Annotated in this window: 16 protein-coding genes and 5 tRNA genes; 1 reads left to right on the top strand and 20 read right to left on the bottom strand. The window is 52.8% G+C overall.

Annotated features, from left to right (window positions below; all coding sequences use genetic code 11):
- Window positions 1-34: 34 nt before the first annotated feature.
- The 13 genes from rpoC to BFV64_RS00885 all read right to left on the bottom strand — a co-directional run bounded on the left by rpoC (window position 35) and on the right by BFV64_RS00885 (window position 14,105).
- Window positions 35-4,258 carry a DNA-directed RNA polymerase subunit beta' gene (rpoC, locus tag BFV64_RS00950; protein ID WP_014882066.1) on the bottom strand — a complete coding sequence of 1,408 codons (4,224 nt, stop codon included), beginning with the start codon at window positions 4,256-4,258 and terminating at the stop codon, window positions 35-37.
- A gap of 76 nt (window positions 4,259-4,334) precedes the next feature.
- The gene (gene rpoB / locus BFV64_RS00945; protein ID WP_069601615.1) at window positions 4,335-8,363 is read right to left on the bottom strand and encodes a DNA-directed RNA polymerase subunit beta; all 4,029 of its coding nucleotides are present in this window, start codon (window positions 8,361-8,363) and stop codon (window positions 4,335-4,337) included.
- A gap of 319 nt (window positions 8,364-8,682) precedes the next feature.
- Complete coding sequence (gene rplL, locus BFV64_RS00940; RefSeq protein WP_014882064.1) at window positions 8,683-9,051, bottom strand: 50S ribosomal protein L7/L12; 369 nt, start codon at window positions 9,049-9,051, stop codon at window positions 8,683-8,685.
- 66 nt (window positions 9,052-9,117) lie between these two features.
- Complete coding sequence (rplJ, locus tag BFV64_RS00935; protein ID WP_004097644.1) at window positions 9,118-9,615, bottom strand: 50S ribosomal protein L10; 498 nt, start codon at window positions 9,613-9,615, stop codon at window positions 9,118-9,120.
- Window positions 9,616-9,906: 291 nt separating this feature from the next.
- Complete coding sequence (rplA, locus tag BFV64_RS00930) at window positions 9,907-10,611, bottom strand: 50S ribosomal protein L1 (protein WP_013095000.1); 705 nt, start codon at window positions 10,609-10,611, stop codon at window positions 9,907-9,909.
- 3 nt (window positions 10,612-10,614) lie between these two features.
- Window positions 10,615-11,043, bottom strand: a complete 429-nt coding sequence (gene rplK / locus BFV64_RS00925; protein WP_008503452.1) for a 50S ribosomal protein L11 — start codon at window positions 11,041-11,043, stop codon at window positions 10,615-10,617.
- A 156-nt stretch (window positions 11,044-11,199) separates the two neighbouring features.
- A complete protein-coding gene (gene nusG / locus BFV64_RS00920; RefSeq protein ID WP_003862341.1) occupies window positions 11,200-11,745 on the bottom strand; it encodes a transcription termination/antitermination protein NusG in 546 nt (181 codons plus the stop codon).
- Between the two features lies 1 nt (window position 11,746).
- Window positions 11,747-12,130 (bottom strand): preprotein translocase subunit SecE, encoded by a 384-nt coding sequence (secE, locus tag BFV64_RS00915; protein ID WP_013094999.1) that lies wholly within the window; start codon window positions 12,128-12,130, stop codon window positions 11,747-11,749.
- A gap of 229 nt (window positions 12,131-12,359) precedes the next feature.
- On the bottom strand, window positions 12,360-13,544 hold the full coding sequence (tuf, locus tag BFV64_RS00905) for an elongation factor Tu (protein ID WP_013094997.1): 1,185 nt from the start codon (window positions 13,542-13,544) through the stop codon (window positions 12,360-12,362).
- 118 nt (window positions 13,545-13,662) lie between these two features.
- Window positions 13,663-13,738: transfer RNA gene (locus BFV64_RS00900), tRNA-Thr, on the bottom strand.
- Window positions 13,739-13,744: 6 nt separating this feature from the next.
- Window positions 13,745-13,819: transfer RNA gene (locus tag BFV64_RS00895), tRNA-Gly, on the bottom strand.
- 117 nt (window positions 13,820-13,936) lie between these two features.
- Window positions 13,937-14,021, bottom strand: a tRNA-Tyr gene (locus tag BFV64_RS00890).
- Window positions 14,022-14,029: 8 nt separating this feature from the next.
- Window positions 14,030-14,105: transfer RNA gene (locus BFV64_RS00885), tRNA-Thr, on the bottom strand.
- 317 nt (window positions 14,106-14,422) lie between these two features.
- On the opposite strand from BFV64_RS00885, the gene coaA reads away from it, so the two are divergent.
- Window positions 14,423-15,373, top strand: a complete 951-nt coding sequence (gene coaA / locus BFV64_RS00880) for a type I pantothenate kinase (RefSeq protein WP_014882061.1) — start codon at window positions 14,423-14,425, stop codon at window positions 15,371-15,373.
- Between the two features lie 43 nt (window positions 15,374-15,416).
- Here the strand turns inward: coaA and dppF are convergent, their stop codons facing one another.
- The 7 genes from dppF to eptB all read right to left on the bottom strand — a co-directional run bounded on the left by dppF (window position 15,417) and on the right by eptB (window position 23,620).
- Complete coding sequence (gene dppF, locus BFV64_RS00875) at window positions 15,417-16,430, bottom strand: dipeptide ABC transporter ATP-binding subunit DppF (protein WP_023331759.1); 1,014 nt, start codon at window positions 16,428-16,430, stop codon at window positions 15,417-15,419.
- Window positions 16,427-17,410 (bottom strand): dipeptide ABC transporter ATP-binding protein, encoded by a 984-nt coding sequence (gene dppD, locus BFV64_RS00870; RefSeq protein ID WP_032635363.1) that lies wholly within the window; start codon window positions 17,408-17,410, stop codon window positions 16,427-16,429. The genes dppF and dppD overlap by 4 nt, the downstream gene beginning before the upstream one ends.
- 10 nt (window positions 17,411-17,420) lie before the next feature.
- Window positions 17,421-18,323, bottom strand: coding sequence for a dipeptide ABC transporter permease DppC (dppC, locus tag BFV64_RS00865; RefSeq protein ID WP_014882058.1), 903 nt, complete (start codon window positions 18,321-18,323; stop codon window positions 17,421-17,423).
- Between the two features lie 9 nt (window positions 18,324-18,332).
- Window positions 18,333-19,352: a dipeptide ABC transporter permease DppB gene (dppB, locus tag BFV64_RS00860; RefSeq protein WP_014882057.1), complete on the bottom strand. Its 1,020-nt coding sequence runs from the start codon at window positions 19,350-19,352 to the stop codon at window positions 18,333-18,335.
- Between the two features lie 177 nt (window positions 19,353-19,529).
- Window positions 19,530-21,137, bottom strand: coding sequence for a dipeptide ABC transporter periplasmic-binding protein DppA (gene dppA, locus BFV64_RS00855; protein WP_014882056.1), 1,608 nt, complete (start codon window positions 21,135-21,137; stop codon window positions 19,530-19,532).
- 620 nt (window positions 21,138-21,757) lie between these two features.
- Window positions 21,758-21,834: transfer RNA gene (locus BFV64_RS00850), tRNA-Pro, on the bottom strand.
- Window positions 21,835-21,925: 91 nt separating this feature from the next.
- A complete protein-coding gene (eptB, locus tag BFV64_RS00845) occupies window positions 21,926-23,620 on the bottom strand; it encodes a kdo(2)-lipid A phosphoethanolamine 7''-transferase (RefSeq protein WP_069601614.1) in 1,695 nt (564 codons plus the stop codon).
- Window positions 23,621-23,853: the final 233 nt, after the last annotated feature.

Below are 23,853 nucleotides of genomic sequence, written 5' to 3'. Positions count from 1 at the left end.
GCCGAGGCGGGTTTTTTATTTACTGCATCAACGATTACTCGTTGTCGGAACCGCCCAGACCTGCGTTCAGCAGTTCTGCCAGGCTCGCGGATGCATCTTCAGCAGTCACCTGCGGTGCAGCTGGCAGTTCTCCCGCAGCACGACGACGCATACGATCCTGATGGTATGCATAACCGGTACCCGCTGGGATCAGACGACCCACGATAACGTTCTCTTTCAGACCGCGCAGTTCATCACGTTTACCTGCAACAGCCGCTTCGGTCAGGACACGAGTCGTTTCCTGGAACGATGCTGCAGAGATGAAGGACTCGGTTGCCAGAGACGCTTTGGTGATACCCAGCAGATCGCGCGCGTAAGTCGCACCGATTTTGCCATTCGCTTCCAGGTCGCGGTTAGCGATCTTGACGCGTGAGTATTCAACCTGCTCGCCTTCGAGGAACTCAGAGCTGCCTGCGTTTTCGATGGTTGCTTTACGCAGCATCTGACGAACGATAACTTCGATGTGTTTATCGTTAATCTTAACGCCCTGCAGACGGTATACGTCCTGTACTTCGTTAACAATGTAACGGGTAACAGCATGTACACCACGCAGACGCAGGATGTCGTGCGGCGCTTCTGGACCGTCGGAAACAACGTCACCACGTTCTACACGTTCACCTTCGAACACGTTGAGCTGACGCCACTTAGGAATCATCTCTTCGTACGGCTCGCTGCCATCTACTGGAGTGATAACCAGACGGCGCTTACCTTTGGTCTCTTTACCGAAGGAAATGATACCGCTGATTTCAGCCAGGATTGCCGGCTCTTTCGGACGACGTGCTTCGAACAGGTCCGCAACGCGTGGCAGACCACCGGTGATGTCCTTGGTACCGCCGGATTCCTGAGGAATACGCGCCAGGGTGTCACCAGAGCTGATCTGTACGCCATCTTCCAGCTGTACAATCGCTTTACCCGGCAGGAAGTACTGCGCAGGCATATCGGTACCCGGGATCAGAACGTCATTACCCTGAGCATCAACGATTTTCAGTGCAGGACGCAGATCTTTACCACCGGTAGTACGTTCAGCAGAATCCAGAACCACCAGAGAAGACAGACCGGTCAGCTCGTCGGTCTGACGAGTAATGGTCTGGCCGTCGATCATGTCAGTAAAGCGGATGAAACCACTTACTTCGGTGATAACCGGCATGGTGTGTGGATCCCAGTTTGCAACGGTTTCACCGCCGGCAACCTGCTCGCCATCACCTTTCGCCATAACCGCACCGTAAGGTACTTTATAGCTCTCTTTGGTACGACCGAATTCGTCGATCAGCTTCAGCTCGGTGTTACGAGAGGTCACAACCAGCTTGCCTGCGGAGTTAACAACCGACTTCGCATTGCTGAGCTTGATGCTACCTTTGTTTTTCACCTGAATGCTGGATTCAGCAGCCGCACGAGATGCCGCACCACCGATATGGAACGTGCGCATCGTCAGCTGTGTACCTGGCTCACCGATGGACTGTGCCGCGATAACGCCGATAGCTTCACCTTTGTTGATGATGTGGCCACGCGCCAGGTCACGACCATAGCAGTGCGCACAAACACCAAAGTCGGTGTCACAGGATACAACGGAACGCACTTTCACGGAGTCAACAGAGTTCGCTTCCAGCAGGTCACACCACTGTTCGTGCAGCAGCGTGTTGCGTGGAACCAGAATGTCTGCGGTACCCGGCTTCAGAATGTCTTCCGCGGTTACACGACCCAGTACGCGATCGCGCAGTGGCTCTTTAACATCACCACCCTCGATAACCGGGGTCATGGTGATACCTTCGAGGGTGCCACAATCGTCTTCAGTTACGACCAGATCCTGTGCAACGTCAACCAGACGACGCGTCAGATAACCGGAGTTCGCTGTTTTCAGTGCGGTATCCGCCAGACCTTTACGCGCACCGTGCGTGGAGATGAAGTACTGGAGTACGTTCAGACCTTCACGGAAGTTCGCGGTGATTGGCGTTTCGATGATGGAACCATCTGGCTTCGCCATCAGACCACGCATACCTGCCAGCTGACGAATCTGTGCTGCAGAACCACGCGCACCGGAGTCGGCCATCATGTAGATGCTGTTGAAGGAAACCTGCTGCTCTTCTACGCCGTCACGGTTAATCACGGTTTCGGTCTGCAGGTTATCCATCATCGCCTTGGATACACGATCGTTCGCCGCAGCCCAGATATCGATAACTTTGTTATAGCGTTCGCCCGCGGTTACCAGACCAGACTGGAACTGCTCCTGGATCTCAGCAACTTCAGCTTCCGCTTCAGAGATGATCTCGTGTTTCTTCTCTGGGATGACCATGTCATCGATACCAACAGATGCACCTGAACGCGCTGCATAAGCAAAGCCGGTGTACATTGTCTGGTCAGCGAAGATAACGGTCGGCTTCAGACCCAGAATGCGGTAACAGGTGTTCAGCATTTTGGAGATCGCTTTCTTACCCAGCGCCTGGTTGACGATGGAGAAAGGCAGACCTTTCGGTACGATCATCCACAGAATGGCACGGCCAACGGTCGTGTCTTTCAGGCTGGTGTGCGCAACGAATTCGCCGTTTGCATCTTTTTCGTATTCAGTGATACGCACTTTAACGCGCGCATGCAGAGAGGCCAGGCCAGCGCGATAAATACGCTCAGCTTCTTTAGGGCCAGTCAGCACCATGCCTTCGCCTTTGGCGTTAACACAGTCACGGGTCATGTAGTACAGACCCAGTACAACGTCCTGAGAAGGAACAATGATTGGCTCACCGTTCGCTGGGGACAGAATGTTGTTGGTAGACATCATCAGCGCACGCGCTTCCAGCTGGGCTTCCAGCGTCAGCGGTACGTGAACAGCCATCTGGTCACCATCGAAGTCGGCGTTATACGCCGCACAAACCAGCGGGTGCAGCTGGATAGCTTTACCTTCGATCAGTACTGGCTCAAATGCCTGGATACCCAGACGGTGCAGGGTTGGTGCACGGTTCAGCAGTACCGGGTGTTCGCGGATCACTTCGTCCAGGATATCCCAAACGACAGCTTCTTCACGCTCAACCATTTTCTTCGCGGCTTTGATGGTGGTGGCCAGGCCACGCAGCTCCAGTTTGCCGTAGATGAATGGTTTGAACAGCTCCAGTGCCATTTTCTTCGGCAGACCGCACTGATGCAGACGCAGGTATGGACCTACGGTGATAACAGAACGACCGGAGTAGTCAACACGCTTACCGAGCAGGTTCTGACGGAAACGACCCTGTTTACCTTTGATCATATCGGCCAAAGATTTCAGAGGACGCTTGTTAGAACCGGTGATCGCACGACCGCGACGACCGTTATCCAGCAGGGCATCTACCGCTTCCTGCAGCATACGTTTTTCGTTGCGTACGATGATGTCCGGCGCAGCCAGATCCAGCAGACGTTTCAGACGGTTGTTACGGTTAATGACGCGACGATACAGATCGTTCAGGTCAGACGTCGCGAAACGACCACCATCCAGTGGAACCAGCGGACGCAGATCTGGCGGCAGAACCGGCAGAACGGTCAGGATCATCCACTCTGGTTTGTTACCAGACTGAACGAACGCTTCCAGCAGTTTGATACGCTTGGTCAGCTTTTTACGCTTGGTTTCGGAGTTGGTTTCGTTCAGCTCTTCACGCAGCTGCTCGCACTCTTGCTCCAGATCCATGCTCTTCAGCAGGGCCTGGATAGCTTCCGCACCCATTTTCGCGTCGAATTCGTCACCGAACTCTTCCAGCGCGTCCAGATACTGCTCTTCAGTCAGGATCTGGTGACGTTCCAGATTCGTCATACCGCCTTCGATAACCACATAAGATTCGAAGTACAGTACGCGTTCGATATCACGCAGCGGCATATCCAGCAGCAGACCGATACGGGACGGCAGAGATTTCAGGAACCAGATGTGCGCAGTCGGAGACGCCAGCTCGATGTGGCCCATGCGCTCACGACGCACTTTGGTCTGGGTCACTTCAACGCCACACTTCTCACAGATCACACCACGGTGTTTCAGGCGCTTGTACTTACCGCACAGGCACTCGTAGTCTTTTACTGGCCCGAAAATACGCGCACAGAAAAGGCCGTCACGCTCAGGCTTGAACGTACGGTAGTTGATGGTTTCCGGCTTTTTAACTTCACCGAAAGACCATGAACGGATCATGTCTGGCGAAGCCAGAGCAATTTTGATCGCATCAAACTCTTCGGTTTTAGTCTGCGCTTTCAGAAACTTTAATAAATCTTTCACGGATTTGCTCCCGTCGGAGTTAGCACAATCCGGTGCCGGGGGTTAACCCGGCACCAGTGACCTGTTTGAGCGAGAATTACTCGTCTTCCAGTTCGATGTTGATACCCAGCGAACGAATCTCTTTCAACAGTACGTTGAAGGACTCTGGCATGCCCGGTTCCATCTGATGGTTGCCGTCCACGATGTTTTTATACATCTTGGTACGACCGTTCACGTCATCAGACTTAACGGTGAGCATTTCCTGCAGGGTGTATGCCGCGCCGTATGCTTCCAGCGCCCACACTTCCATCTCCCCGAAGCGCTGACCACCGAACTGTGCCTTACCACCCAGCGGCTGCTGAGTAACCAGGCTGTAAGAACCGGTAGAACGAGCGTGCATTTTGTCGTCGACCAGGTGGTTCAGTTTCAGCATGTACATGTAACCTACGGTTACCGGACGCTCAAACTGTTCACCGGTACGGCCGTCAAACAGCGTAATCTGACCAGACGTTGGCAGACCACCCAGTTGCAGCAGCTCTTTAATTTCAGCTTCTTTTGCACCGTCGAAGACCGGCGTTGCAATTGGCATACCTTTGCGCAGGTTCTCTGCCAGACGCAGCACTTCTTCATCGCTGAAGGTGTTCAGGTCGACTTTCTGACGAACGTCGGTACCCAGATCGTAGGCACGCTGGATGAATTCGCGCAGTTTCGCGACTTCCTGCTGCTGTTTCAGCATGGCGTTGATCTTGTCGCCGATACCTTTCGCAGCCATACCCAGGTGGGTTTCCAGAATCTGACCGATGTTCATACGAGACGGTACGCCCAGTGGGTTCAGTACGATATCTACCGGCGTACCGTTAGCATCGTGCGGCATATCTTCGATCGGGTTGATCTTAGAGATAACACCCTTGTTACCGTGACGACCTGCCATCTTATCACCAGGCTGGATCTGACGTTTAACGGCCAGATACACCTTAACAATCTTCAGCACGCCTGGTGCCAGATCGTCGCCCTGAGTGATTTTGCGGCGTTTCGCTTCGAGTTTTTTCTCGAACTCGTGTTTCAGTTCGTCATACTGCTCAGCCAGCTGTTCCAGCTGATTCTGTTTCTCTTCGTCGGTCAGGCCCAGTTCCAGCCAGCGATCGCGTGGCAGTTTGTCGAGCTTCTCAGCTTCAACGCCACCGGCAACCAGCACCGCATAAATACGGCTGAACAAACCTGCTTCGAGGATCTGCAGTTCTTCAGACAGGTCTTTCTTGGCCTGCTTGAGCTGCATCTCTTCGATTTCCAGCGCACGTTTATCTTTCTCAACGCCATCACGGGTGAAGACCTGAACGTCGATAACCGTACCGGAAACACCGTTTGGTACGCGCAGAGAAGAGTCTTTAACGTCAGACGCTTTCTCACCGAAGATGGCACGCAGCAGTTTCTCTTCTGGCGTCAGCTGGGTTTCACCTTTCGGCGTTACCTTACCAACCAGAATGTCACCGCCGGTCACTTCCGCACCGATGTAAACAATACCGGATTCATCCAGTTTGGAGAGCGCTGCTTCACCCACGTTAGGGATATCGGCCGTGATCTCTTCTGGCCCCAGCTTGGTGTCACGGGACACACATGCCAGTTCCTGAATGTGGATGGTGGTGAAACGATCTTCCTGAACCACACGCTCGGAGACGAGGATGGAGTCTTCGAAGTTGTAACCGTTCCACGGCATGAACGCTACGCGCATGTTCTGACCGAGCGCCAGTTCACCGAGGTCGGTGGACGGACCGTCTGCCAGCACGTCGCCGCGCTCAACTGGCTCACCCAGAGATACACAAGGCATCTGGTTGATACAGGTGTTCTGGTTAGAACGGGTGTATTTGGTCAGGTTGTAGATGTCGATACCCGCTTCGCCCGGATACATCTCGTCTTCGTTAACTTTGATAACGATACGGGATGCGTCAACGTACTGAACGGTACCGCCACGCTTAGCAACTGCAGTAACACCGGAGTCAACGGCAACAGCACGTTCCATACCGGTACCAACCAGCGGCTTATCAGCACGCAGAGTTGGAACGGCCTGACGTTGCATGTTCGCACCCATCAATGCACGGTTGGCGTCATCGTGTTCCAGGAACGGGATCAGGGACGCACCGACGGATACCACCTGCTGGGTGGATACGTCCATGTAGTCAACCTGGTCGCGGCTGAACAAGCTGGATTCGCCTTTGCTACGGCAGGTAACCAGATCTTCTACAAAGTGGCCTTCGTCATCCAGGTTGGAGTTCGCCTGAGCGATAACGTAGTTGCCTTCTTCGATAGCAGACAGGTAATGAATTTCGTCGGTTACAACACCGTCGGTCACTTTACGATACGGGGTTTCGAGGAAACCGTATTCGTTTGTCTGTGCGTACACGGACAGGGAGTTGATCAGACCGATGTTTGGACCTTCAGGCGTTTCGATTGGACATACGCGACCATAGTGCGTCGGGTGTACGTCTCGAACTTCGAAGCCTGCACGTTCACGGGTCAGACCGCCTGGGCCGAGTGCAGAGATACGACGTTTGTGCGTAATCTCAGACAGCGGGTTGTTCTGGTCCATGAACTGAGACAGCTGGCTGGAACCGAAGAACTCTTTCACTGCCGCAGAAATCGGCTTGGCGTTGATCATATCCTGAGGCATCAGGGTATCCAGATCGCCCAGAGACAGACGCTCTTTAACCGCACGCTCAACACGTACCAGGCCAACGCGGAACTGGTTTTCCGCCATTTCGCCTACGGAACGGATACGACGGTTGCCGAGGTGGTCGATATCGTCCACTTCGCCTTTACCGTTACGGATATCGATGAGCTTCTTCATCACTTCGATGATGTCGTCTTTGCTCAGGATACCGGAACCTTCGATCTCATCACGCAGCAGAGAACGGTTGAACTTCATACGACCTACCGCGGACAAATCGTAGCGGTCTTCGGAGAAGAACAGGTTCTCGAACAGGCTTTCAGCCGCTTCGCGAGTTGGTGGCTCACCAGGACGCATCATGCGGTAGATTTCAACCAGCGCGCTCAGACGATCGGTCGTTGGGTCGACGCGGATAGTCTCAGAGATATAAGGACCGTGGTCCAGATCGTTGGTGAACAGCGTTTCGATACGTTTGTGGCCAGACTGGCTCAGCTTAGCCAGCAGATCCAGGCTCAGCTCCATGTTAGCCGGGCAGATCAGCTCGCCAGTTGATTCATCAACGTAATCTTTCGCGGCTATTTTTCCTGCAATGTACTCAACCGGAACTTCGATGTGTTTGATATCATCTTTTTCCAGCTGGCGGATGTGGCGCGCGGTGATACGGCGACCTTTTTCCACATACACTTTGCCGTCGGCTTCGATGTCGAACGACGCGGTCTCACCACGCAGACGTTCCGGCACCAGCTCCATCTGCAGCTTGTTGTCGCGGATTTCAAAGATCACTTTCTCAAAGAACAGGTCCAGGATCTGCTCAGTGGTATATTGCAGCGCACGCAGAATGATGGTTGCAGGCAGCTTACGACGACGGTCGATACGGACAAACAGGTTGTCTTTTGGATCGAACTCGAAGTCCAGCCATGAACCACGGTAAGGAATGATACGTGCGTTATACAGTACTTTACCGGAAGAGTGTGTTTTACCTTTATCGCTGTCGAAGAAGACGCCCGGGCTACGATGCAGCTGGGAAACGATAACACGCTCAGTACCGTTGATAACGAAAGTACCGTTGTCTGTCATGAGCGGAATTTCACCCATGTAGACTTCTTGTTCTTTAATGTCTTTTACGGTGCCTTCCGGCGCTTCGCGCTCGTAGATCACCAGACGCAGTTTTACGCGCAGCGGTGCGGAATAGGTCACGCCACGGATCTGACATTCCTGAACGTCAAACACCGGTTCGCCAAGGCGGTAGCTGACGTACTGCAGCTCGGAGTTACCGCTGTAGCTCTGAATCGGGAACACGGAACGGAAGGCGGCTTCCAGACCGTACTGCCCTTCAGGATCTTGCTCGATAAACTTCTGGAACGAGTCAAGCTGGATAGAAAGGAGATATGGAATGTCCAGAACTTGTGGACGTTTACCAAAATCCTTACGAATACGTTTTTTCTCGGTATAGGAGTAAACCATAGGGTTCCTCAGCTCGCTGACAAGTCGACCCATCTGTCCGACGAAGGGACAGTTTGTGCAACACCATTTTGTGGACCGGAAAATTGAATACTTTCCGCAATACCTGTTGCTATCACGCTTAAATCATTTCGTCGCGATTTACACAGAGCGAGCACCCTGTCGCAATATATTAAGTCGTCGATAGAAACATGCATTGTCAGGACAATCAGCAGTCAAACAGTGTGAAATGCTACTGATGCCTTACAGCGCAAAAAGGCTGGTGACTAAAAAGTCACCAGCCATCAGCCTAATTGCTTAGGCTGCAACCAGAAGGGTTGGCTTATTTAACTTCAACTTCAGCGCCAGCTTCTTCCAGAGATTTTTTCAGTGCTTCTGCGTCGTCTTTGCTCACGCCTTCTTTCAGCGCAGCTGGAGCAGATTCTACCAGGTCTTTAGCTTCTTTCAGACCCAGGCCAGTTGCGCCACGTACTGCTTTGATAACAGCAACTTTGTTAGCGCCTGCAGCTTTCAGAATTACGTCGAATTCAGTTTTTTCTTCAGCAGCGTCAGCAGCTGGGCCAGCAGCAACAGCTACAGCGGCAGCAGCAGAAACACCGAATTTTTCTTCCATTGCAGAAATCAGTTCTACAACGTCCATTACGGACATAGCGGCAACTGCTTCAATGATTTGATCTTTAGTGATAGACATTTAAATTGTTCCTGAAAATCAGAATAAGTTTATACGTAAGCAAATGCTTTATAAAGATAACTGCGATTAAGCAGCTTCTTTTGCATCGCGAACAGCAGCCAGAGTGCGAACCAGTTTGCCAGCCGAAGCTTCTTTCATGGTTGCCATCAGGCGTGCAATTGCTTCTTCGTAGGTCGGCAGGGTTGCCAGGCGATCGATTTGCGATGCCGGGATCAACTCACCTTCAAAGGCTGCAGCTTTGACCTCAAATTTTGCATTCGCTTTCGCGAACTCTTTGAACAGACGAGCAGCAGCGCCCGGGTGTTCCATAGAGTATGCAATCAGGGTCGGACCAACAAACGTGTCTTTCAGGCACTCGAAAGGAGTACCTTCAACTACGCGACGCAGCAGGGTGTTACGAACAACACGCATGTATACGCCAGCTTCACGACCTGCTTTACGCAGTTCAGTCATTTTGTCTACAGTAACGCCACGGGAATCCGCAACTACTGCAGACAGCGCGCCTTTGGCTACTTCGCTGACTTCAGCAACAATCGCTTGTTTGTCTTGAAGATTTAAAGCCATTAGCTTTGCTCCTGGATGTTTGCCGGAACTCATGTTCCGGAACTCACTTCACTCTCCCAAACGGAAAGAGCGTCTTAATACGGTGAGCAGAAACAAGCCAGAATATCCAAAAATAATCTTAGCGTTCTGTCACCGTCTACGCAGGGGATTAAGTCTCTTGCGAAACACCTGCGGTCTTCGACGGAGGCCTGGATTAGGCCAGGCTCCAACGAACAATTCTTTTAGCCGCTAACTTTTGTTAGCAAACGTGGGGGTAAGATTGTAGACAAAATCACCGCCCACGTAAAGGCATTAGTTTGCAGCAGCGCTCAGGCCAGCCTGGTCAACTGCAACACCTGCACCCATGGTGGTGGAGATGCTAACTTTCTTGATGTACACGCCTTTCGCCTGAGTTGGTTTTGCTTTTTTCAGCGCAACCAGCAGAGCTTCCAGGTTTTCTTTCAGTTTGTCAGCGTCAAAGTCCACTTTACCGATGGTGGTGTGGATGATGCCGTTTTTGTCGTTACGATAACGAACCTGACCTGCTTTAGCGTTCTTAACCGCTTCAGCAACGTTAGGCGTTACAGTACCCACTTTCGGGTTTGGCATCAGGCCACGTGGACCCAGAACCTGGCCCAGCTGGCCAACAACGCGCATTGCATCTGGAGATGCGATAACAACGTCGAAGTTCATTTCGCCTTTCTTGATCTGGTCAGCCAGATCTTCCATACCTACCAGTTCAGCGCCAGCAGCTTTAGCAGCTTCTGCGTTAGCACCCTGAGTAAATACAGCTACGCGAACGGAACGGCCAGTACCGTGTGGCAGTACAGTTGCACCACGAACGTTCTGATCAGATTTACGAGCATCGATGCCCAGGTTAACAGCAACGTCAACGCTTTCAACGAACTTAGCAGTAGCCAGTTCTTTCAGCAGAGCGATAGCTTCGTTGATGTCGTACTGTTTGGTCGCATCAACTTTGTCACGGATCACGGACATGCGCTTGGTCAGTTTAGCCATTTCTTAGTCCTCCACTACCAGGCCCATGGAACGTGCAGTACCTTCGATGGAGCGAGTCATCGCTTCAATGTCGGCACCAGTCATGTCGGCAGCTTTGGTCTGCGCGATTTCCTGCAGCTGAGCGCGGGAAATTTTACCCACTTTGTCTTTGTTCGGTTTACCGGAACCAGACTTGATACCCGCCGCTTTCTTCAGCAGAACTGCTGCTGGAGGGGTTTTGGTAACGAAAGTGAAAGAACGGTCAGCGTAAACAGTGATTACAACTGGGATTGGCAGACCTTTTTCCAGGGATTCGGTTTTGGCGTTGAACGCTTTACAGAATTCCATGATGTTCACACCCTGCTGACCCAGAGCTGGACCAACTGGTGGACTTGGGTTCGCCATACCAGCTGCAACCTGCAGCTTGACGTAGGCTTGTACTTTCTTAGCCATTCTAAAATCCTCTGATTGGGTAATAGCGCCTCAGGGAGGCTCCCCGTGAATAAAATTCGTTTTACGGGCCGAGACCCATAAAAACAAAAGGCGCGAAATTGTATTCCAATCTCGCGCCTTGTGCAACGATTAAATCGTCGCTTTTTTGATCGCTGCTTAGGCTTTCTCTACCTGAGCAAAGTCCAGTTCTACCGGGGTCGCACGACCGAAGATAGAGACGGAGACTTTCAGGCGGGACTTCTCGTAGTCCACTTCTTCAACCACACCATTAAAGTCAGCAAACGGACCGTCATTAACACGAACCATTTCACCCGGCTCAAACAGCGTTTTCGGACGCGGCTTATCACCCACCTGCTGCAGGCGGTTCATAATCGCATCAACTTCTTTGTCGCTGATTGGCGCCGGACGGTCAGACGTGCCGCCGATAAAGCCCATCACGCGCGGTACGCTGCGCACCAGGTGCCAGCTCGCGTCGTTCATAACCATCTGAACCAGCACGTAACCCGGGAAGAATTTGCGCTCGCTTTTGCGACGCTGGCCGCCACGGATCTCAACCACTTCTTCGGTCGGAACCATAACTTCGCCAAATAACTCTTCCATGTTGTGTAATTTGATATGCTCACGCAGCGACGTTGCTACGCGGCCTTCAAAACCGGAAAACGCCTGAACGACGTACCAGCGCTTTTTAGGGGCTTCAGACATCTCAGAACCTCAGGCCAGTGATAAAGGATACCAGGCGAACCAGAATACCATCCAGTCCCCACAGGATCAGTGACATTACAGCGGTAACCGCCGCTACAATCAGCGTGGTGTGCAATGTTTCCTGGCGAGTCGGCCAAATCACCTTGCGGACTTCGGTACGCGCTTCGCGTGCAAAAGCGACAGTCGCTTTGCCTTTCGTCGTCAACAGCGCGACACCACCCGCTGCAGCAATCAGAATTACCACTGCAAGCGCGCGTAGCGGCAGCATAATGTCACGATAAAGGTAGTTGCCGACAATCGCTACGATCAGCAGAACGGCTACCACTACCCATTTCATCGCTTCCAGGCCGCGCCCGCTCCCTTGAGCTTCGGTATTCGCACTCATAAACCAACCTGTCAGAAGTATTCTACAAACATTTTCACCCCGCGATTGCGAGGCAAACCAAATCGAAATGCTCATTCGCTTTTCGGATTATACGCTCTCTGCAGAGCCTGTCTCAGCAATGATTATGACAAAAATAATCACTGATGAGCCAGGTTCTGATCTGAAAGCGTGCAAAAAGGGCATCAAATGATGCCCTTTTATTGCGCATTGCGTCAAATGTTATCAGCAATTAGCCGAGAACTTTAGCAACCACGCCCGCGCCAACGGTACGGCCACCTTCACGGATTGCGAAACGCAGACCGTCATCCATCGCGATTGGGTGGATCAGAGTCACAACCATCTTGATGTTGTCGCCTGGCATTACCATCTCAACGCCTTCTGGCAGTTCGATGGTACCGGTCACGTCAGTTGTACGGAAGTAGAACTGTGGACGGTAGCCTTTGAAGAACGGAGTATGACGGCCGCCTTCGTCTTTGGACAGGATGTACACTTCAGATTCGAACTTGGTGTGTGGCTTGATTGAGCCTGGCTTCGCCAGAACCTGACCACGTTCGATTTCTTCACGTTTGATACCACGCAGCAGAACACCAACGTTCTCACCAGCACGGCCTTCGTCCAGCAGTTTGCGGAACATTTCAACGCCAGTACAGGTAGACTTCGCAGTCTCTTTGATACCAACGATTTCAACTTCTTCACCAACTTTGATGATACCGCGCTCTACACGACCGGTAACAACGGTACCACGACCGGAGATGGAGAATACGTCTTCGATTGGCAGCAGGAATGGCTTGTCAATCGCACGCTCTGGTTCTGGGATGTAAGAATCCAGGTAGCCAGCCAGTTCGATGATTTTCGCTTCCCACTCAGCGTCGCCTTCCAGCGCTTTCAGCGCGGAACCACGAACGATTGGGGTGTCGTCGCCTGGGAAATCGTACTGAGACAGCAGTTCACGAACTTCCATCTCTACCAGTTCCAGCAGCTCTTCGTCATCAACCATGTCACACTTGTTCAGGAACACGATGATGTAAGGAACGCCTACCTGACGACCCAGCAGGATGTGCTCACGAGTCTGAGGCATTGGGCCGTCAGTCGCAGCAACAACCAGGATCGCGCCGTCCATCTGCGCAGCACCGGTGATCATGTTTTTAACATAGTCGGCGTGGCCTGGGCAGTCTACGTGTGCGTAGTGGCGAGTCGGGGTGTCGTATTCAACGTGAGAAGTGTTGATGGTGATACCACGAGCTTTTTCTTCTGGTGCGTTATCGATCTGGTCGAATGCACGAGCAGAACCACCGTAGGTTTTAGCCAGAACGGTAGTGATTGCAGCGGTCAGCGTTGTTTTACCATGGTCAACGTGGCCGATAGTACCGACGTTAACGTGCGGTTTTGTACGTTCAAACTTTTCTTTAGACATCGATTGTCCCTCTAAGACACGGATAAATCGGTGATATCACCACATCAACCAGGCGAAATGCCTGAATTGTTGAATACAGTAAAATTGAAACAGAGAGAAACGGGAAGGAGAAGTGAAGTGGTGCTGATACCCAGAGTCGAACTGGGGACCTCACCCTTACCAAGGGTGCGCTCTACCAACTGAGCCATATCAGCACGTATTGGAGCGGGCAGCGGGAATCGAACCCGCATCATCAGCTTGGAAGGCTGAGGTAATAGCCATTATACGATGCCCGCATCCTGAAACTCGGCTACCCAGTTCTTTCTGTAACAAAAAAAGAGATTTCTCTCTTTTTCAGTTTGAGCTGGCTAATTTTTCCAACCAGCTCCGGCGGCATTTACGCTGCCAGAAAGTGGTGGTGGGGGAAGGATTCGAACCTTCGAAGTCTGTGACGGCAGATTTACAGTCTGCTCCCTTTGGCCGCTCGGGAACCCCACCGGACTTGATGGTGCCGACTACCGGAATCGAACTGGTGACCTACTGATTACAAGTCAGTTGCTCTACCTACTGAGCTAAGTCGGCATCAAGTAGCGCGCATTCTATGGATACCTGCGCGGTCATGCAACTAAAAATTTGCATAAAACGTTCTTTCGCTCACATTTTATGCGAACAGCATACTAAGCGCTGTAAAAGTAGTCATTCGCGGTCAAATAATCAACATGCAAGGGTCGTTTGCACGGGATACACCGTAGCGTGACGGCTTCCGCGTAACGTAGCGCTTTCCATCTTTTTTCTTATTATTCCTGCCATCTGGTGTTAACCTCCTGCCCATTGTCCAAAATTAACTGTGTGATGAGCCACGATCCGGCAGTATTGAGCTGGCTCACTGAAGCATGCTTATGAGCAAAAAAGAGCAAACGTTAATGACGCCTTATCTTCACTTTAACCGCAGCCAGTGGGCTGCCCTGCGTGATTCCGTCCCTATGACGCTGACGGAAGGTGAAATCGCACGGTTAAAAGGGATAAACGAAGATCTGTCCCTGGAAGAGGTGGCAGAAATTTATCTCCCCCTTTCTCGCTTGCTTAACTTCTATATCAGCTCCAACCTGCGCCGTCAGGCGGTACTGGAGCAGTTCCTCGGAACGAACGGTCAGCGCATTCCTTATATCATCAGCATTGCGGGCAGCGTGGCCGTGGGTAAAAGCACCACCGCGCGCGTATTGCAGGCGCTGTTGAGCCGCTGGCCTGAACACCGCAGCGTTGAGTTAATTACCACCGACGGCTTCCTGCACCCGAACGAAGTATTAAAAGAACGCGGGCTAATGAAGAAGAAGGGCTTCCCGCTCTCTTATGATATGCACCGTCTGGTGAAATTTGTCTCTGACCTGAAATCCGGGGTGCCTCACGTCACGGCACCGGTCTATTCACACCTGATTTACGATCGTATTCCGGATGGGGATAAAACGGTGGTCCAGCCGGATATCCTGATCCTGGAAGGGTTAAACGTCCTGCAGAGCGGGATGGATTATCCTCATGATCCACATCATGTGTTCGTTTCAGACTTCGTCGATTTCTCTATATATGTTGATGCGCCGGAAGATCTTCTCCAGAGCTGGTACATCAACCGCTTCCTGAAGTTCCGGGAAGGCGCGTTCACCGATCCTGACTCTTACTTCCATAACTATGCGCAGCTGTCAAAAGAAGAGGCCATTAAGGTGGCGACGGGGCTGTGGAATGAGATCAACTACGTGAACCTGAAAGAGAACATCCTGCCGACGCGCGAACGCGCAAGTCTGATCCTCACCAAGAGCGAGAAGCACGCAGTCGACCAGATTCGCTTGCGGAAATAATTGCGCAGACATAAAAAACCGGCTTAACGCCGGTTTTTTTTCTTTATGCATGTGGCTTCTCGCCATTTTCATCCTGATCGACCGCGAAACAGGCGACCAGTTGACCACCATAATCCTTCAGCTGCGGCTGCAGCTGCGTGCAGGGACCAAAGCGGCGACTGCAGCGGGCGTTAAATGCACACCCAGGAGGCGGATTCAGCGGGCTTGGCAACTCACCCGTCAGCTTAATACGCTCACGGCGATCGTCCGGGTTGAGACGCGGCGTCGCAGACAGCAGGGCCTGGGTATACGGGTGACGCGGGTTAGTAAAGATCTGGTCTTTGCTCCCCTTCTCCACGCAGCGCCCCAGGTACATCACCATCACTTCATCCGCAATGTGTTCGACAACCGACAGATCGTGGGAGATGAACACGTAAGAGAGTCCCAGTTCCTGCTGGAGATCCATCATCAGGTTCAGCACCTGCGCACGCACGGAAACGTCGAGCGCGGAGACGGGCTCATCGGCAATCACCACGTCCGGGTCGAGCATCAGGCCGCGGGCGATGGCAATACGCTGACGCTGGCCGCCGGAGAACATATGCGGGTAGCGGTCATAATGCTCGGTTTTCAGGCCGACCTTCGCCATCATCGCCAGCGCTTTTTCGCGGCGCTGCTCTTTGCTCAGATTACTGTTAATGAGCAGCGGCTCTTCCAGAATCTGTCCCACTTTTTTACGCGGGTTCAGAGAACCGTACGGGTTCTGGAACACAATCTGGATTTTCTGGCGACGCAACTTCTGCGCCTGAGGATCGTGTTTGAGCAGATCCTGCCCCTGATAATAAAGTTCACCGCCGGTCGGGACTTCAATCATCGTCAACAGACGGCCCAGCGTAGATTTACCACAGCCCGACTCCCCAACCACCGCCAGCGTTTTGCCGCGTTCGAGGGTAAAGGAGACGCCGTCCAGCGCTTTCACCAGGCGCTCAGGGGCAAAAATCCCCTTCTTCACCGGGTAGTGTTTTTTCAGGTCGATGGCCTGCAACAGCGGTTGTTGCGTGGTGGCCTGTTGCGTACTCATAGTGTTGGCCTCCCGGCATCATCGAGTGGGTAGTGGCATTTCGACTGACGGCCGTCAGCAAGCTGGTTCAGCTCTGGCTCCTCCGCCCGGCATTTGTCCGTCGCATACGGACAGCGCGGGTTAAGCAGACAGCCCTGCGGACGGTCATATTTACCCGGCACCACACCCGGCAGTGACGCCAGGCGCGCTTTATCCTGGGCAAACTCCGGCAGCGCACGCAGCAGAGCCTGCGTATAAGGGTGACGCGGTGCGCGGAAGATATCGTGCGAACTTCCGGTCTCGACGACCTGGCCTGCATACATCACGATGATTTTGTGCGCCGCTTCGGCCACCAGCGCCAGGTCATGCGTAATCAGGACCAGCGCCATATTTTCCTGCTGCTGCAACTCCAGCAGCAGTTCGATGATTTGCGCCTGAATGGTCACGTCCAGCGCCGTCGTCGGTTCATCCGCAATCAGCAGTTTTGGCCGACAGGCAATCGCCATCGCGATCATCACGCGCTGGCTCATCCCGCCAGAGAGCTGGTGCGGGTAGACGTCCAGACGCGATGCCGGGTCAGGAATACCCACCTGATTCAGCAGATCGATCGCGCGCTGGCGACGGGTTTTCTTATTACCGCCCTGGTGCACCTTTATCGCTTCCATAATCTGGAAGCCGACGGTGTAACACGGGTTCAGGCTGGTCATCGGGTCCTGGAAAATCATCGCCACTTCCGCGCCCACCAGCTGGCGGCGCTGTTTTTCGGAAATGCGCTTCAGATCCTGACCATTGAACTGCAGGTTTTCCGCCATCACGCGGCCGGGATAATCGATAAGCCCCATAATCGCCAGTGAGCTCACCGACTTACCGGAACCGGATTCCCCGACAATACCCACCACTTCGCCCTGATTTACGCTGTAGCTGATGCGGTCCACGGCGCGAAACTCAGTGCCAACGTCTCCGAAGTGCACCGATAATTGATCTACATTTAATAACGCCATCTCGTGCCTCTTACTGCTTCAGTTTGGGATCAAGCGCATCACGCAGGCCGTCACCCATCAGGTTAAATGCCAGCACCGTCAGCAGGATTGCCAGACCCGGGAAGGTGACAACCCACCAGGCGCTTTGTGCGAACTGCAACACGTCGGAGAGCATCGTGCCCCACTCCGGTGTTGGCGGCTGCGCACCCATGCCCAGGAAGCCAAGAGCGGCCATATCAAGAATGGCGTTTGAGAAACCGAGCGACGCCTGAACAATCAACGGCGCAAGGCAGTTCGGGAAGATATTGACGAACATCTGGCGCATCGCCCCCGCCCCCGCCACGCGAGACGCGGTGACGTAGTCGCGGTTCACTTCCACCAGCACCGCCGCACGGGTTAAACGCACGTAGTGAGGAAGCGCCACGAAGGTCAACGCCAGCGCGGCGTTACCGATAGACGGACCGAAGATCGCCACCAGCACCAGCGCCAGCAGCAGGCTTGGCAGCGCCAGCATGATGTCGACAACACGCATAATGATGTTATCGACGATGCCGCCGAAGTAACCCGCCACCAGACCAAGCACAATCCCCATAATCAGGGACAGCACCACCACCAGGCAGCCAACCAGCAGCGACAGACGCGCGCCGTACATCAGACGCGAAAGCACATCGCGGCCTACATCATCGGTACCCAGCAGGTGCGCCAGGCTACCGCCATCCTGCCACGCAGGAGGTGCAAGCAGCGCATCGCGGAACTGATCCGCAGGGTTATAAGGTGCGAGGAAGTTCGCAAACACCGCAATCAGGATCATGATTGCGACATACACCAGCCCTACTACCGCACCTTTATTGCGCTTGAAGTAGTGCCAGAACTCCTGCAGCGGTGTCATTGGAACCGGTGCAGCAACCACTTTGTTTTCAGAAACGTGTGACATGATGGCCCCTTACTTCTTATGACGAATACGCGGGTTCACCACGCCGTACAGCAAATCGACCAGCAGGTTGACGAGGATAATCATCGTCGCGACCAGCAGCACCCCGCCCTGCACGACCGGATAGTCACGGCGTTGCAGCGCATCAATCAGCCAGCGTCCGAGGCCGGGCCAGGAGAAGATGGTTTCGGTCAGGATCGCCCCTGCCAGCAGCGTACCCACCTGAAGACCAATAACGGTCACCACCGGCAGCATGGCGTTACGCAGCGCATGTACGATGATGACGCGCATACGGGTTAACCCTTTGGCGCGTGCGGTACGGATGTAATCTTCGCCCAGCACTTCCAGCATGGAGGAACGGGTCATACGCACAATCACCGCCAGAGGGATGGTGCCCAGCACCATGGCTGGCAGGATCATATGCGCGACGGCATCGATGAAGTTACCCTCTTCACCCCAGATAGCCGTATCAATCAGCATAAAGCCGGTCAACGGATTGGTGTCGTCGAGGAAAACCATATCGCTGACGCGCCCGGAGACGGGCGTCAGGTTAAGCTGCACCGAAACCAGCATAATCAGCATCATGCCCCACCAGAAGATAGGCATGGAGTAGCCGGTCAGCGCCAGGCCAACAGCGGTGTGGTCGAAAATTGAGCCACGTTTAACGGCAGCCAGTACCCCAACTGGAATACCCACCGCAGTGGCGAAAATCATGGCGCAGACGCCAAGCTCCAGTGTCGCTTTAAAACGCGGCACGAACTCGTCCCACACCGGAAGACGGCTTTTTAGCGAAATCCCTAAGTCACCGTGCAACACGCCCCAGATATAATGGAGGTACTGCTGCCACATCGGCTTATCGAGGCCGAGTTCAGCCAGAAGCTGCGCATGACGTTCAGGGGAGATACCACGCTCGCCCGCCATAATCATTACCGGGTCGCCGGGGATCATATGGACGAAGGCAAAAGTGAGAAGGGTGATACCGATAAACGTCGGGATAACAAGTCCCAGACGTCGGAGGATGAACTGCAACATAACCCGGATTCTCTCTGATGACGCACGACCAGTGGCGTGACGTCTGTATTGCTCACAAATCTTATCCCCTCTCCTTTCAGAGAGGAAATAAAGCACTGCTGCCGGGTGGCGCTACGCTTACCCGGCCTACATACCGTAGGCCAGTGCAAGCGCAACGCCGCCTGGCGTTGCTTTTAATTATTCAACCGATACGTTTTCGAAGTGGTGTTTGCCCAGTGGATCAACCACATAGCCCTTCACTTCTTTACGCACTGGCTCATACACGGTGGAGTGAGCAACAATCAGCGCCGGAGCCTGATCGTGCATAACAACCTGCGCTTGCTTGTACAGCTCAATACGTTTGTTGTGATCGTCGGTCGCACGCGCCGGCTGGATCAGGTCTTCAAACGGCTTGTAGCACCAGCGAGAGTAGTTAGAACCGTCTTTCGCCGCCGCGCAGCTGAACAGGGTAGCGAAGAAGTTGTCCGGATCCCCGTTGTCACCGGTCCAGCCCATCATCACCGCCTGGTGCTCACCCGCTTTGGCGCGCTTCAGGTACTCGCCCCACTCGTAGGTCACGATCTTGGCCTGTACACCAACTTTCGCCCAGTCAGCCTGAACCATTTCCGCCATACGGCGTGCGTTCGGGTTGTACGGACGCTGTACCGGCATCGCCCACAGCTCAACGGTGAAGCCTTTATCCTGGCCCGCTTCTTTCAGCAGCGCTTTCGCTTTCTCAGGATCGTAGCTGTAGTCTTTAACGTCATCGTTATAGCCCCACATAGTTGGTGGGATCAGGTTCTTGGCTGCAACGCCTGCGCCCTGGTAAACGGCTTTGATGATCGCTTCTTTGTTCACCGCGTAGGTCAGCGCCTGACGCACTTTCACGTCATCAAACGGTTTCTTCTCGGTGTTGAAGGAGAGGTAGCCCACGTTCAGGCCCGCCTGTTCCAGCAGGTTAATGTTCTTATCCTGCTTCATGCGCGCGATGTCAGCCGGGTTCGGGTATGGCATCACCTGGCATTCGTTTTTCTGCAGTTTTGCATAACGCACGGACGCATCAGGCGTGATGGAGAAGACCAGACGGTCGATCTGCGGCTTGGTGCCCCAGTAGCCCGGGAAGGCTTTATACAGAATACGGGAGTCTTTCTGGTACTGCAGCAGCTGGAACGGGCCGGTACCGATTGGGTTCAGGTCCACTTTCTCAGGCGTGCCGGCTTTCAGCATGTTGTCCGCATACTCTTTAGAGAGAATAGAGGCGAAGTCCATGGCCAGGTCAGCCAGGAATGGCGCTTCCGGACGCGTCAGCACGAACTGCACGGTTTTATCGTCCACTTTTTTCACTTCTGAGATCAGGTCAGGCAGACCCATCCCTTCGAAGTACTCATAGCTGCCGCCCGACACTTTGTGGTACGGGTTCTGGGCATTTTTCTGACGGTCGAAGGAGAACACAACGTCGTCGGCGTTAAAGTCACGCGTTGGTTTAAATTCTTTGCTGTCCTGCCACTTCACGCCCTGACGCAGGTGGAAGGTATAGGTCTTACCGTCTTCGCTGACGTCCCACTTCTCAGCCAGACCCGGAATCACTTCGGTGGTGCCGGTTTTGAATTCAACCAGACGGTTATAGATCGGTACAGAGCTTGCGTCGTACGTCGTGCCAGAGGTAAAGAGCTGTGGGTTAAAGCCTTCCGGCGAGCCTTCAGAACAGTAAACCAGGGTTTTTGCCTGTACGCTTGCTGCCACGGTCATAGCCACCAGGCTCAGACCAAGCTTCAGCATCCCTGACTTCTTCAAGGAAATACTCATTATTCTGCTCCAATGTGATGTTTTGCTTTGTTGTGTTACGCCGCCAGACCTTTATTTATTTTTTACCCGGTCCGGTCGGTGGTGCCCGAAGGCAGTAAAGGGATGGAGAATCCTTTCAGAAGAGCGTTTGAGTTGCAGCGCAGATCGTCCCTGAAATGCCCCTCATGCCCTACAATCTGTCAACAGAATGTGAAAACGTCAATACAGGTGACGGGGATTTACGTGGAGTGTGAGAAACCGCAAACAAAGATTAAAAAAACTATGTATGCCAGTTTTCAGCAGGGAAATTTATGCTACTCGCCATCTTGCAGCACAAATATCTTCATATTTCGCAACAATCAGTGATTAACTTTTATTCAGAATGGGTAAATTTTCTTGCAGAATGGTGATTATCTGAGCACTAAATACCGCGAACGTTAAAACGCACAGCGAAAAATGCTGAGGTTATCCATAAGCAACGCGAAAAAAGATCAATCTATATATAAAAAAATACAATGGATTATGTCACAAAATCGTTAACAGGCAGGGAGAAGCCAGGATAAGGGGCGTTTTGGTGACTCTGGCGGGCTAAGGTCATAATGCAAAAAGGGCTAACCTTGCGGTTAGCCCTTTTCAGAATGTGGTCGGCGAGAGAGGATTCGAACCTCCGACCCACTGGTCCCAAACCAGTTGCGCTACCAAGCTGCGCTACTCGCCGAATGCGGAGCGCATCTTACTGCTGAGGTGCGCCCCCGTCAATCCCTTATTTTCAAAAAGCCATTCAACTGGCGATATTCTCGCCAGAGCAGCTACTGCGCGGCTTTTGCGGTGCTATCAGGGAGTTTACACCAGTTGTTGTTTTCGTTAATTCCACCATTTGGTGAGGTATAGCCGAGACAACCCATAATGGTGTCGTACAGTTCAACGTGGCGACGTGGCACCTTCATCTCCGCCTCTTTTTTCAGATGAGCAAACATTGCAGCTTTGTCAGGGTTTTCCAGATACTTATCCGACATCCACATAATCATCGGCACGCGGAACTGCTCCGGCGGTGCCAGCTTGCGCGGTGTACCGTGCAAATGCTCTTTCTCATTGATGGATTCACCGTGATCTGCCGCATAGATAACAATCGCTTTCTTGTCGCGCAGCTGGTCAATCACGCGGCTCAGGAAGGTATCAACATACAGTACCGAGTTATCGTAGGCATTGATCAGTTCCTGCTTGCTGCAGTCTTTATTAATACCGATGCACTCAGGTTGCCACTTTGCAAAGTCGCGCGTGTAACGTTGGTAATAGCTGTAATGTGACCCTTTTGTATGCAGAATGACGAGATGTTTGCCCTGCGGATGATTCTTCAGAGACTCAGACATCTCCTCAAGCAGCAGCATATCGTCGACGTTTTTACCGCGGTTGCGGGGCTCGGCGCCAATCTGCTCACGGTACGCGATGTTATCCGCCAGCGTATTGGTGTAGAACCACATCTCACTTTGCATAGCGAAGAGATCGGAGCTAAAACCAAGCTGCTTCAGCACAGCAAACACGTTTTGCTCTTTCAGCGTGCGTTGTGGGTTATCACTCGCACCGCCTTCACGCACAAACATACAGCGCAATGAGAGCTTCGTCGCGGTATCGCAAGAGTAGCCGCGATAGGCCACCAGGTTCTTTTCCTGAGCCAGTTTTGGTGTGGTATCACGGTCGTAACCGAGAATACCCATATGATCCCAGCGTGTTGTTTCACCGATAACAAACACGACGTAAGTATCATCCAGTCCGTCAGCAGGTGCCTGATAGGTGAATTTTTTTGTCGGGTTAATCAGCGATTTCACATCACTCGATTCGTCCGCCTGTGCCCAGGCATAAAGACCTAATGCCGAGAGCCAGTTAGACGGCAGATAAGAGTTAGCCACTACACCACCGTAGCTTGGCATATCAACGCCCGTCGCTTTTTCAATTCGTTTTTGCTGTTTTTCCATTAAGCGAATAGGCGCCCATACCAGCAGTCCGGCCAGCAAAACGACAACGATATTGCGTACCCGCTGTCCGCGCGTACGCAACTGGCGTAATAAGGTATAGCGGCAGGTATTACTCCAGATAAAGAAGAGCGGGATCAGGCAGGTTAACACCGTCCAGACGATAAAGCCTTTACCGACCACCTCTTTTGAAAGATCGATATCCGTGGTCATCACCGACGCCACGATACCGTACCCGATGACGACGTTCATGAACGTCATGTAATAGCTTGCGGCGGCAGAGATAATCACCACCAGCGAGGCCAGAATTTGCCAGGTACGTCGGCCAAAAAGTGAGAGCAGGCGTAACAGGAAGAAGGTTGCCAGAACGGAACCAAACACTTCAATCGCGGCAAAAATTCCATTTCTTACGGTGAGGTGTTCAAAATAACCTTCCACTCTTCTGAACAGCACCGCGCCATTCAGAAACAAACCGATATAGACAGCCAGCATCAGACACAATCGTTGCTGGGTAAGAGACCTAATATATTTCATGCAAACAACCCTGGGGGAAGGGGTATAAAGACCCGCCGAATCTCATCGAGAAAGCAGACAGAGTAAGTTGGTGCGAGAGAAACCGTTATCAGAAAGGTCCACAAGCGCGATAAGTAGACCACAGCGGGAAAGAAAAGTGGCAGCAGAGAATGTGATCGATGAAGATTTTTACAAAATAACAAGTCCGAAAGCAATGCAGAGATAAAAAAGAGGCCCTGCGGCCTCTCTTTATT

The organism is Enterobacter kobei (assembly GCF_001729765.1).
GTDB classification, from domain to species: domain Bacteria; phylum Pseudomonadota; class Gammaproteobacteria; order Enterobacterales; family Enterobacteriaceae; genus Enterobacter; species Enterobacter kobei.
Note: the sequence above shows the minus strand (reverse complement) of the source record. Positions and strands in the feature narration are given on the sequence as shown.